General features: G+C 46.3%; 9 protein-coding genes. 5 read left to right on the top strand and 4 right to left on the bottom strand.

Annotation, left to right across the window (positions count from 1 at the left end; genetic code table 11):
- Position 1: 1 nt before the first annotated feature.
- A complete protein-coding gene (locus tag MUK70_RS03190; protein WP_234602398.1) occupies positions 2–601 on the bottom strand; it encodes a class I SAM-dependent methyltransferase in 600 nt (199 codons plus the stop codon).
- Positions 602–749: 148 nt separating this feature from the next.
- Between MUK70_RS03190 and MUK70_RS03195 the strand changes: the two genes are divergently transcribed.
- The 4 genes from MUK70_RS03195 (at position 750) to MUK70_RS03210 (ending at position 8,757) form a co-directional block, all read left to right on the top strand.
- The gene (locus MUK70_RS03195; RefSeq protein ID WP_234655414.1) at positions 750–2,522 is read left to right on the top strand and encodes a DUF885 domain-containing protein; all 1,773 of its coding nucleotides are present in this window, start codon (positions 750–752) and stop codon (positions 2,520–2,522) included.
- Between the two features lie 174 nt (positions 2,523–2,696).
- Positions 2,697–4,988 (top strand): PSD1 and planctomycete cytochrome C domain-containing protein, encoded by a 2,292-nt coding sequence (locus tag MUK70_RS03200; RefSeq protein WP_374759720.1) that lies wholly within the window; start codon positions 2,697–2,699, stop codon positions 4,986–4,988.
- A 97-nt stretch (positions 4,989–5,085) separates the two neighbouring features.
- Positions 5,086–6,540, top strand: a complete 1,455-nt coding sequence (locus tag MUK70_RS03205; protein WP_234655412.1) for a DUF1501 domain-containing protein — start codon at positions 5,086–5,088, stop codon at positions 6,538–6,540.
- Between the two features lie 168 nt (positions 6,541–6,708).
- A complete protein-coding gene (locus MUK70_RS03210) occupies positions 6,709–8,757 on the top strand; it encodes a c-type cytochrome domain-containing protein (RefSeq protein ID WP_310590031.1) in 2,049 nt (682 codons plus the stop codon).
- 7 nt (positions 8,758–8,764) lie between these two features.
- Here the strand turns inward: MUK70_RS03210 and MUK70_RS03215 are convergent, their stop codons facing one another.
- Together MUK70_RS03215 and MUK70_RS03220 are read right to left on the bottom strand one after the other, a co-directional pair.
- Positions 8,765–9,943, bottom strand: a complete 1,179-nt coding sequence (locus MUK70_RS03215) for an AGE family epimerase/isomerase (RefSeq protein ID WP_234655410.1) — start codon at positions 9,941–9,943, stop codon at positions 8,765–8,767.
- A 125-nt stretch (positions 9,944–10,068) separates the two neighbouring features.
- Positions 10,069–10,398: a hypothetical protein gene (locus tag MUK70_RS03220; protein ID WP_234602404.1), complete on the bottom strand. Its 330-nt coding sequence runs from the start codon at positions 10,396–10,398 to the stop codon at positions 10,069–10,071.
- A gap of 220 nt (positions 10,399–10,618) precedes the next feature.
- Between MUK70_RS03220 and MUK70_RS03225 the strand changes: the two genes are divergently transcribed.
- Positions 10,619–11,902, top strand: a complete 1,284-nt coding sequence (locus tag MUK70_RS03225) for a PQQ-dependent sugar dehydrogenase (RefSeq protein ID WP_234655409.1) — start codon at positions 10,619–10,621, stop codon at positions 11,900–11,902.
- A gap of 1 nt (position 11,903) precedes the next feature.
- On the opposite strand, the gene MUK70_RS03230 is transcribed toward MUK70_RS03225, so the two are convergent.
- Entirely contained in the window at positions 11,904–12,668 is a 765-nt protein-coding gene (locus MUK70_RS03230; RefSeq protein ID WP_234655408.1) for an SDR family NAD(P)-dependent oxidoreductase, read from the bottom strand.
- Between the last annotated feature and the right edge of the window lie 25 nt (positions 12,669–12,693).

The raw sequence follows: 12,693 nt of genomic DNA on the forward strand, positions 1-12,693 counted from the left end.
CTCATTTTTTCCTGGCTACTAAAATCCCTAAACCGTGATGCTCGGGATAGTTGTACAGCTTGTGCCCTGTTTTTTTGGCCAGGTCTTTCACTGCCCTGCGCACCTCGGGAAAGCTTTCCGTGTCATGAAAAATGGTGCAATCGCTGTGCTGTGCCGCCCAAAGGCCACATTCAAAGGTTTCGGCATAATTGTGAACAATGTCCACATGCGCCAAATTATAATGTTGATCGTCTCTGGCGATCCAGTCTTTATAATCCGATTTAACAAGTTGAATGTTTGGATAAGAAGCAAGTCGCCGACTCGTTTCCTCGAAGTGCTCGTTTTTATTAACCGTATGAATGTCGCCCTCAAAGGTGTCAACGCCGGTTACGCTTTTGAAATAATTGGAAAAAACCACGGCAGAATAGCCGAATTCAACCCCAAACTCAATGCAACGGTCCCGCTCTAAACCAAATTGGTCAATAATGTCTTCGACAATTTGTTCCAGACCTTTCCACGCGGAAACGATGTCGAGCATTTGCCCGGGTTTCCTGAAATGCCTTGGTTTGTACGGCTTAATGTCCTCAATAAAGTTTTCCCTGATGTAAGTCCTCAGTCCCATCGCTGTTGATTTGTATAAATGCAAACCTATAACAAATAATTAAAACCCCCGAACACTGATTTTAATCGTATAAATCCGATCTTTAAAGAATCCGTTATGATGTATAAAAGCCGGCAAAGTTGTTTGGCTTCCGCAAAACTATGAGACTATGTTAAAACTTCTTGTGTTCTTTATCTTCTTAGGTGCCATTATGCAGTCCTGTCAACAAAAACCCGGAAAAGATGAGGCTTCAACGCCTGTTAAGGACGTTTTTGCCAGCTATTATGAGGAGCGTCTTGCATTGTTTCCGCTCGAAGCTACAATGAATGGCGACAATCGTTACAACGACAAGATGTCGGACGATCTCACACAGGCAGGCAAATTGAAGGCTGAAACATTCTTCAAAAAATACCAGTCCGAACTGGCGAAATACGACAGGGAAAAACTCACGGAAGAAGAGAAAACCAGCTGGGACCTGCTGCAATGGGAATGTAACATTAATCTCGAAGGGTTAAAATTCCCTACGGAGCTAATGCCTTTGAACCAGATATTTTCGACGCATTTAATGATCGGGCAGATGGCCAGTGGCGGAAGCCTGCAGCCATTCAAGACGGTTAAGGACTATGAAAATTGGTTGAAACGGGTGGATGGTTTCGTTGTGTGGTGCGATACGGCTGTTGTGAATATGAGAAGGGGGATGAAGGAAGGATATATTTTACCAAAACCACTGATTAAAAAAATGATCCCACAGCTGGCTGATATGGATCATGGCCCAGTTAAGGAGCACCTTTTTTATTCGCCTGCTAAAAATTTTCCAGAAGAATTTTCTGATGATGAAAAGGCCCGCTTTGAAAAAGAATATGCAGCCATGGTGGAAGGAAAAATTATCCCGACATTTAAAAAGCTGCATAATTTTGTAGAAAAGGAGTATTTGCCCGCAGGAAGAAGCACGCATGGTTTCGATGCGCTGCCAAATGGAAAAGCACTTTATGATTATTATATCAAATACTTCACTACAACGGAAATGAACGCCGATCAGATCCACCAGATCGGCATCAATGAGGTTGCGCGAATTTCCGGCGAAATGGAAAAAGTGAAGGAGCAAGTGGGTTACAAAGGTGATCTCAAATCGTTTTTCAATGCAGTAAGGGAAGACAAGAAATTAATGCCTTTTACCAACCCCGAAGAAGTGATCGTGCATTTCAATAAGATTCATGAGACGATGAAGCCGAATCTTCAAAAGCTTTTTGAATTAACCCCAAAAACAAAGTTCGAAGTGCGCAGGACGGAGGCATTCAGGGAAGCGTCGGCGGCAGCGGAATATAACCCGGGGCTGGCGGATGGTTCAAGACCGGGCGTTTTTTATGTTCCGGTTCCTGATGTAAAGAAATACAATGTTGTATCAGATGAAAGTCTTTTTTTGCATGAAGCGATCCCAGGCCACCATTACCAGATTTCTTTACAGCAAGAAAATAAAAGCCTGCCCGATTTTCGTAAAAACCTCTGGTACAGTGCTTATGGAGAGGGTTGGGCGCTGTATTCCGAGTCGCTTGGCAAAGAACTCGGCCTTTACACCGATCCCTATCAGTATTTTGGAATGCTAAGCGGCGAAATGCATCGCGCTATCCGGCTTGTTGTTGACACAGGCCTGCATTCAAAAGGGTGGACACGTGAGCAGGCCATTCAATATTCGCTGGATCATGAAGCTGAGTCGGAAGAGAGCATTATTGCTGAAATTGAAAGATACATGGCTGGTGGCGGACAAGCGCTCTCCTACAAAATAGGTCAGTTGAAAATAAGGGAGTTGAGAACGAAGGCAGAAAAAGAATTAGGTTCAAAATTTGATATCAAAGACTTTCACAAGTTGGTGCTCGAATCAGGCTGTGTGCCCCTGAAACTGCTTGAAGACAAAACAAACGCCTGGATCGGTGCAAAAAAATAGTCAGGAAGATAGTGGGAACAGCATAGAGCAGGACAGTTGTCAAATTTGATTTTGACATTATTGTTCCAGCAAAATGTGCATTTTTTTAATTAATTAATTATATTATGTAAAAAATGAGCATTTGCTTTCCCTGAACCCACGGTTATGATTTTTAGAGGAAGATTGATTTTGTCCATGCTGCTGGCTGGATCAGCTATCTGTTTCCAGGCCTGCAACAAATCGTCAGAAAGCACGGCTGTTGAAGAGGAGATTCCGAAGGAAGTCAGTTACAACTTTGACATTCGCCCGATTCTTTCCGATAAATGCCTGGCCTGTCACGGCCCTGACGCGAATAAACGCGAAGCCGGACTGCGCCTGGATGTTGCCGAAAGTGCATTCAAAGCTTTACAGGAAAATCCCAAAGCACATGCACTCGTAGCCGGGAAACCGGAACTTTCAGAAGTTTACCTGCGCATTACGACTGCGGATACCGCGCTTCGCATGCCTCCGACAGGCTCCAATCTCAAACTTACCCAGCGTGAAGTTGATCTGATAGAAAAATGGATCAAACAGGGTGCGAAATATGAAAAGCACTGGGCTTTCGTTGCGCCAAAAAAACCAGCTCTGCCGGAGGTTGAACATAAAGATTGGCCAAAGAACGAGATCGATTACTTTATTCTCGACAAACAGGAGCAGAAAGGCCTGGAACCCAATGAGGAAGCGGATAAAGAGCGACTGCTAAAACGTTTGAGCCTGGATCTGACCGGCCTGCCGCCTACATTGAAAATGATGGACGAATTCATGGCGGACAACAGTGCCAATGCCTATGAAAAAATGGTCGATCAATTGCTTAAAAATCCCGCATATGGAGAGAAAATGGCTATCCACTGGCTGGATTTGGCGCGTTATGCAGATTCGCATGGCTATCAGGACGATGGTTACCGCACGCAATGGCCCTGGCGCGATTGGGTGATCCATGCTTTTAACAAAAACATGCATTATAATGATTTTGTAACGTGGCAATTAGCAGGAGATCAATTGCCAAACAGTTCCAAGGAACAACTGTTGGCAACGGGTTTTAACAGAAACCACAAAATCACGGAAGAGGGCGGTGTAATCCCGGAAGAATACCGCATCATGTACGTGACGGACCGCAATGATCTGTTTGGGAAGGGGTTATTAGGTGTCACTCTGGAATGTGCCCATTGTCATGACCATAAATACGATCCATTTTCACAGAAAGAATATTACCAGATGTTCGCCTTTTTTAATAATGTGAAAGAAGAGGGGATTGAATCCGTGATCGGCGGGCCTGAAACTTACGCCAAGAAGCCGCTCATGGAGATTAGTAATGAGGACGTTAAGAACATTCTCACGTTCGTGAACAAGCCGGATACCAACCGTCTGATTGTGTCTGTGATGGGCGATCTGGACACGTTGCGGAAAACTTACATTCTTAAAAGAGGCGTTTATGATGCCCCGGGCGATGAAGTGCAACCAGCAACGCCAACGTCCATTCTGCCTTTTGACAACAGTTATCCGAAAAACAGGTTAGGGCTTTCCAAATGGCTTTTTGATAAGAAAAACCCTTTGACCTCGCGCGTTTACGTTAACATGCTGTGGCAGGAGTTCTTTGGAAAAGGCATTGTCAAAACTTCCGGGGATTTTGGCATGCAGGGCGAGCTTCCCTCGCATCCGGCATTGCTGGATTGGCTGGCGACCGATTTTATGGATCACGGATGGGATATCAAACGCCTTGTAAAACAAATGGTTACGTCAGCCACTTACAAGCAATCGGCCGTTGTTACCAAAGAGAAACTAGCCACTGACCCCGACAACATTCTGCTGGCACGCGGCCCTCGTTACCGCATTCATGCAGAATTTATCAAAGACCTCGTGCTGGCCAGCAGCGGCTTGCTGAACAAAACCATCGGCGGACCCAGTGTGAAGCCGTATCAACCCGCAGGACTCTGGGAAGGCGCCACTTCGGGCCGTGGTTTATTGTCGGTTTACAACCAGGATCACGGCGGTGCTTTGTATCGCCGCGGCATGTACACATTGATCAAGAGGACCGTCCCGCCTCCGACGATGAGCATCTTTGACGCGAGTAACCGTGATTTGTGCGAAGTGAAAAGGCTGAAAACCAACACACCGTTGCAGGCCCTGGTCATGATGAACGACCCGGCTGTGCTGGAAGCTTCGCGCGTGCTGGCAGCCAAGCTGTTACAGGAAAAAACAGAATCAAAAGACAAGATTATAAAAGCCTTCCGCCTGATTGTCTGCCGCAAGCCAAGTGAAAAGGAGCTGGACGTGCTGACGGCCTATTACGATAAGCAGATAAAGTCCATAAAGCCGGCAACTGCTGAAAAAATGGTTGCGGTAGGAGAGTATCCATTGACAAAAAACCTGGATAAAAAGGCGCAGGCAGCATTAATGCGCGTTATTTCCACCATTTATAATCTGGAAGAAACGATAACAAAATCTTAGGGGCGATCGGCCGTCGGCTTTCGGCTGTCAGGTATTATGTTCACGAGTTTACCAAAATAAGCTAAGCCGGCTGCCGGAAGCCGATAGCCAACAAATCATGGAAAAGGAAATACTAGAACATGGGTTCAATTTTAATAGAAGGCGTTTTTTGTCTTCCATGAGCCTTGGGCTCGGGGGCGTGGCGCTTGGCTCCTTGCTGATGCCAGATCTGTTAAATGGGGGTGGATTTGAAGACGAGGGTCTGGCCCCGGGGGTTCCGCATTTTGCTCCGAAGGCGAAACGGGTCATTTATTTATTCCAGAATGGCGCCCCGTCGCAACAGGAACTGTTTGATTACAAGCCCAAACTGCGTGAAATGCTGGGCAAGGAAATACCGCCTTCTGTGCGCGGAACGCAGCGGTTAACCGGTATGACGGCCAATCAGGCGTCATTTCCGCTGGTCGGATCGTTCGTGGATTTCAAGCAATATGGCGATTCGCGCGCGTGGGTAAGTGATTTGATGCCTTATACAGCCAAGATTGTGAATGATCTTTGTTTTGTAAAATCAATGTATACAGAGGCCATCAACCACGATCCCGCGTTGACATTTCTCCAAACGGGTTCGCAGCAGGGCAACCGTCCGAGCATGGGCTCGTGGCTGAGCTACGGGCTTGGTAATGAGAATAAAAACCTTCCGAATTTCACCGTTTTGCTTTCACGCGGGGTGGGGAATGGTCAGGGAGTTTATTCCAAATTGTGGTCTAATGGCTTTCTGGATTCCGTGCACCAGGGCGTGCAGTTTAGCAAGGGCGAGGACCCGGTTTTGTATCTGCGTGACCCGGAAGGAATGGACCGTCACGACCGACGGGATATGCTCGATAACCTGTCGCAGCTGAATGAGCTTTCTTACCAGGAGTTCGGCGACCCGGAAATAACGGCCAAGATCAAGCAGTATGAAATGGCTTACCGTATGCAGACTGCCGTGCCGGAAGTGATGGATTTATCCAAAGAATCTGACGACATTATTAAATTATACGGCCCGGAATGTCTTGTCCCAGGCACTTATGCGGCCAACTGCCTGCTAGCCAGGAAGCTGTCTGAAAATGGTGTGCGCTTTGTGCAGCTTTATCACCAGGGCTGGGACCAGCACGGTAACCTGCCTTTTGAAATTACAAAACAGGCGATGGACGTGGACCAGGCATCGGCAGCATTGGTTACCGACCTGAAACAGCGCGGGCTACTCGATGAAACGCTGGTGATATGGGGCGGAGAGTTTGGCAGGACCAGTTACACCCAAGGCAAGCTTACAGCTGATAACTATGGCCGCGATCACCATCCAAGATGCTTCACGATCTGGATGGCGGGCGGGGGCATTAAGCCGGGAATCGTATATGGCGAAACCGATGAGCTGGGTTACAACATTGCCAAAGATCCTGTGCATGTGCATGATTTTCAGGCGACTATCTTGCATCAGCTTGGACTGAACCACGAAAAACTTATTTTCAAACATTTAGGAAGAAGATACAGGCTTACCGACGTTTCCGGAAAAGTGGTGAAAGACATTATCAGCTAAATTGCCTGGCAGTAAACGATTGATCAATTTATCGGCTAAATTTTAATGCATTTGAGATTCAGGGTTTTTGCGGAACAGTTATTAGTTGCCTCTAATATCTTTATTTTATTTTTACTGATCTTCGAAAGCAAACTGGTCATCCCTGCCTGGTTACAAACCGTCGGGCGCATGCATCCGCTCATCCTGCATTTCCCGATTGTGATCCTGCTTATTGCGATGCTGCTTGAATTTTTCAGGTTCCAGCCCGAATACGCGACCAATCAGTTTTACAAAAATTTCCTGCAAAACATGCTGCTGGTAGGCGCGCTCTTCGCCGCTGTCACTGTGGTGATGGGCCTTTTTTTATCCAGAGAAGAGGGTTACAGCGGAGACGTCCTGCAATACCACAAATGGACGGGCGCAGGCATTTTCTTTTTTGCATCATTCATTTATTTTGTCCGAAATACAAGCTGGTACAAAGCCCCGGTGGCGAGGGCAGGCGCTTTTATGACGGTGGTCGCACTGGTGATGACGGGACATTACGGAGCCGCATTAACCCACGGCAGTAACTTCATCTGGGAACCGATCGATAGCCAGAAAACGATGGCAGCGGTTCCATTGGAGCAGGCGGTTGTTTTTACAAATGTGATTCAACCTATTTTAGAACAAAAATGCACGAGCTGCCATAATCCGGATAAGTTGAAAGGCCAGTTGAACATGACGGATGCAGAGTCGTTATTGAAGGGTGGGAAGACGGGGAAGCTCTTCGTGGCTGGAAATCCGGAAGTTAGCCTGCTGCTAAAACGCGTTCACTTGCCGATGGAGGACAAAAAACACATGCCGCCAAAGGGTAAGGCGCAGCTCACATTGCAGGAAATTGCATTGCTCACGCTTTGGGTTAAAAAGAATGTGGATTTCACGAAAAAGCTGACCGAACTGCCCGCAAACGACTCGCTAAGGATCGTTGCTACGGCTTATTTAAAACCCGTTGAGCAAGAAATCGAATATGATTTTGATGCTGCGGAAGAAGAAACAGTTGCAAGTCTGAACACAGATTACCGCACAATATTGCCGCTAGCAAGGGAATCCCCGGCACTTGCAGTAAACATTTATAACAGTGCAACTTATCATGTAAAGCAGCTGGAGGAATTGGGCGAGATTAAAAAGCAGGTCATTTCAATAAATCTCAATAAAATGCCTGTCAAAGATGCTGACTTAAAAAGCATCGCGCAATTTGAAAACCTGCGTCGCCTGGATCTTAATTTCACCGATGTGACAGCCGACGGCTTAAAGACATTGGCGTCCCTGAAATATTTGCAAAATCTCACTTTATCAGGTACAAAAGTCGATTTTAAAGATCTGAAAGCATTGTTACCCAATTTGAAACCACTCAAAACGGTAACTGTCTGGGACACAAAACTTACTGCTGCGGACGTGCAGAACCTTCAAAAGGCCTATAAGAATATTGAAATTATAGGCGGATTTAAAGACGATGGTAAAAATCCATTGAAGCTGAACCCGCCGCAGGTTAAAAACAGCTCTACGATCTTCGCCCAATCACTGAACCTGGAACTTCGTCACCCCATCAAGAACGTGGATATCCGTTACACGACGGATGGCTCTGAACCGGATAGCATCCACTCAGCATTATTTGATAAAATGCTGGTGACCAAAAGCGGGACCATTAAGGCAAAGGCATATAAGGAAGGCTGGTATGGAAGCGATATGGCCACATTTGACTTTTTCAAAAGTGCTTACAACCCGGACAGCGTCAACTTGCTGGCACCTTTAAACCGGGTGCACCAGGCGGAGGGTGCCAAGACATTTTTCGATCACAAATTGGGTGTTATCGGTGCCAACAATCCTGCCTGGGCCAACAACTGGGCGGGCGTTAAGGACAATGACATGGCATTTATTTCAGAATTCAAGAAACCAATCCTGATCTCGTCACTCGGTGTGCATTATATGGTAGAAGAAGACACCGGGATTTTTCCGCCGGAATCGATTGAAATCTGGGGCGGGGACGATACGAAAAACCTGAAATTGCTGACGCGGTTCAAGGCTGGAATGCCAAAAAAAGGGGATAGGCCGAGTTTGCAAACGGTAGAAGGAACATTCAAGCCACAAAGCGTTACTTACTTGAAAATCATTGCCAAACCTTTAAGCAAAATACCGGACTGGCACCGAAGCAAAGGGAACAAAGCGCTGCTGCTCGTCGATGAGATGTTTCTTAATTAATTTACAATCAGGCTTTTGATGTACGCCTGAACATTTCTGCACATGCACGCACATTGTGATAAGGACATTTCCAGAAATTGATCTTGTCGCCCTTTACCGGCGTGCCGTCGGCCTTCACCGTGCCATGCCATTCTCCTTTTTCACGATCCACGAACTTGTCTACAATGTAATCCCAGCTGCGTTCGGCCTTCACCTTATACTGTGCATCTTTGGTAAGCTGATATGCGTTGTAAAACCCGACCATTTGTTCGGCCAGAACCCACCAGGATCTGTCTGTCTGTAAATGTTTGGTTTCGGGATCGTATTCATAATTGAGCGCGCCGTCCGCTGCCAGTCCTTTGCTGGCGGATTCGGCCATGGCGATGGATACTTTTTTCAGTTTCGCGATCAGGCGCTCGTCATGCAGGATTTCAGCCGTTTCGAACAATAGCCATGAAGCTTCAATGTCGTGCCCATAAGAAATGACGTGGTCTTTCGGTTGCCATTTTTCGTCGAAAAACAGCTCCATACTGTTGGTTTGCGGATTTACGATTCGTGTAATGATCGCCTCCAGCATATCGGAGGTTTGTTTTTTGAGCTTGGGATCGGGCCATACGCTGTACAAATTGGCGTAGGCTTCCACCAGATGCAAATGCGTGTTCATGCTTTTGATCCACGGACTTTTACTCAAAATATAATCGTCCGTTTGGGACCAGTCGCGCGCAAATGCCTCTCTATAACCGCCATTAATTGGATCGAATGCATATTTCTCGATAACATTAAACAAGTCTTTTGCTTTGTCCAATGCAGGTTGATGATGCGTAACGCGGTAATATTCGCTGAGCCCGTACATGGCGAATGCATTGCCGTATATCTGCTTTTTGGTTTCCAATGGCGTTCCATCCGCATTCACAGACCAGTAAACTCCGCCGTGCTCAGGGTCAAAGAAATGCTTGGCCAATTGCTGATAAGCCCGATCGGCCAATGTCAGATATTTTGCTTCTTTAAAAATCCGGTGAGCCAGTGAATAAGTCCATAAAATGCGCCCTGTTAAAACCACCGAGCGTTCAGCGTCTTTGACGGCCTGATTCTCATAATTCACACGACCGTAAAAACCACCCGTTTCAATATCGGGGCCATATTTTTCCCAGTAAGTAAGGATGCTGAGTAGTTCTTTCTTGAATGCTTCCGGGGCAAATTCGGCCATAGTCCAGTTTGTTTTCAAGAAAAAGTATCTGGTCAATCATTCATACTTATTTCTTTTTTACGCAAACAGGGCATAAAAAAACCGGGCAATGTGGTTGTCCGGCTTTGTAAATATGTCTGAGAAGCTTAGTCGCCCTGGTTTTCTTCCAGGTTGTCGTGATTGTCCCCGCCGATGCTATAATAGTTGTTTTCTTCATCTTCCCTGCCGATCATTTCGTCTTCGTCATCATCTTCTGACCCAGGAACATCCAGGTCATCACCAGTCAGATCATCATCGAAGGATTTTTCATTCCAATCATCCGATTCCAATTCTATTTCACTTTTTACTTTTGAAATGTCTTCCGGATCAATGTCGCTATCAATTAATCCCTGACGGAAAATGTCTTCTTCTGCGGGATAATTTCCTGGCAAATCGTCATCAAACAAGTCATCGTCATCATCATCGAATGGATTCATAGCTCAAAAATTTATTGGTTTGCTAGTTGTAAGTGAGGTTTTCTTTCCTTCCACGTTTCAAAGATGTCAAAAAAAATCATTCCAATTTACATTTCAGTAAGGAAAATTGAAGTGGCGTAACAAGTAATAAACTTTCAGTCGGATGCTTTCTAATACAGATAGAAATTTTGCCCGGGCAGCGGCTCATATTTTATTTACTTAACTCTTTATAACTCATTGCATGAGCAAAAATTTAGCAAAAATCAAAGGGACATTTTTGGCATTAGCAGGAGCTACGGGCCTGTTTGCCTACACCAATGTTCCGGTTAACCCTCCCGGATCAGTTAACAAAAAACACGCCATCGAAGCGACTGAGCTAAAACTTCCCGTAGGATTTTCGGCGAAGATCGTGGCTGCTGATCTCGGGGCAACCCGGCATTTGGTCATTGGAAAGAACGGGGATATGTATGTGAAGCTTTCCAAGCTGAAAGACGGCAAGGGAATTTATCACTTGAAAGACGCAAACGGCGACGGGGAAATCGAGGCCAAGACGCTTTTCGGGGATTATACGGGAACCGGTATTGCCATTAAAAACGGCTATTTGTACAGTTCTTCCAACAAAGGTGTGTTTCGCTATAAACTCAATGAAAAGGAGGAAGTTGTTGATTTTGAAAAACCCGAAAAAATCGTCGAAGGGCTTGCGGATCATGGCCGCGATAATGCAAAGCCAATCACGCTGGACAATGCAGGAAACATTTATGTCACAGTAGGATCGTATAGCGACAACTGCCGCCAGGCAGGGTCCGGTAAGGGAATGTCGCCTTGCACCATTCTGGATTCGGCAGGTGGGATCTGGAAATTTAAAGCGGACGAGGCGGGCCAAACTTTTTCGGACGGCGTTCGCTTTGCGACGGGCGTGAAAAATGCCGTAGGCATTGACTGGGACCAAAAAACCAATGCATTGTATGCAACGGTGCACGGCCGCGGCAAGTTTGATGATTTTTACCCTCAGTACTATACGCCTAAGCAGAGCGCGGAACTTCCCGCAGAAACGCTTTACAAATTGCACGAAGGCGATGACGCTGGCTGGCCGTACATTTACTATGATCATTTTCAAAACAAAAAGATCCTTGCACCGGAATATGGTGGAGACGGCAAAAAGACCGCTGGCGAAAAAGCCATAAATCCTTTGGTTGCATTTCCCGCGCATTTAGGGCCCAACGCGATTGTGTTTTATACCGGGAACATGTTTCCAGCCAAGTATAAAAATGGCGCATTTATCGCTTTTCACAGCCAGTCGGCTGAGTTGAAAAAGGGTTATATGGTTGCATTTGTGCCATTCGTAAATGGGAAAGCTGGGAAATGGGAGATTTTTGCGGAAAATTTCGCAGGAACTGATCTGGTGAAACCAACCGGCCCGATCCAGCATCGTCCATGTGGCCTGGCGCAAGGCCCGGATGGAGCACTTTACGTGACCGACGATTTGAACGGCACTATTTTCAAAATTGATTACCAAAAAAAATAAGTCAAAGGCTCATTCCGCCATCGACATAAATATTCTGGCCTGTGATGAAGCGCCCTGCTTCTGAACACAATAAGGCCGCCATGGCAGCACAGTCCTTCGGGTCACCAATCTGGCCCGAAGGCGTTTCCAATCGCTTATCGATCCTTTCCTCCACCTCGGGAACCTCCTGATCAAGGCGTGGCGTGCCGATTACACCGGGAGCCAGGTTGTTTACAGTAACGCCTTTATCAGCAAATTGCATGGCCAGATTCTGCACCATATTCAGAACAGCCGATTTTGTGGCCGCGTACACAAGCATGAATGGGTGAGGCCTCGTTTGTTGCACACTGCCTAATGTAAGAATGCGTCCCCAACCGTTCTGAATCATCGAAGGCGCAAATTGCTGAATCAATAAAAGGGATGATCTGAAATTGGCGTTGATTTGAGAGTCGAAGTCGTCAAAATTAATCTCGTCCCAAGCCTTGGGGATCTGAACGGAAGCGTTCAGCACGAGAATGTCGACCTTCTGCATATTTTGTTTCACAGCGTCAAAAATTTCGGTGGCGGCACTGGCTCTGGAAAGATCCGATTCCACAACAAAACATTTGACACCGAATTCTTTAACCTTATTTGCTACTTTTTCTGCATCGGCGCTGTCTTCCCGGCAATGTAAAATCACGTCCGCACCATATTCAGCGAATGCCAAAGCGATGCCTTCGCCAATGCCCTGACTTGAACCCGTCACTAATGCTGTTTTTCCCTTTAAATTAAAGTTCTCTGAAACCATAACGTTACTTTTTACCGTCATGGAA

The organism is Dyadobacter chenwenxiniae, from assembly GCF_022869785.1.
Classification (GTDB): domain Bacteria; phylum Bacteroidota; class Bacteroidia; order Cytophagales; family Spirosomataceae; genus Dyadobacter; species Dyadobacter chenwenxiniae.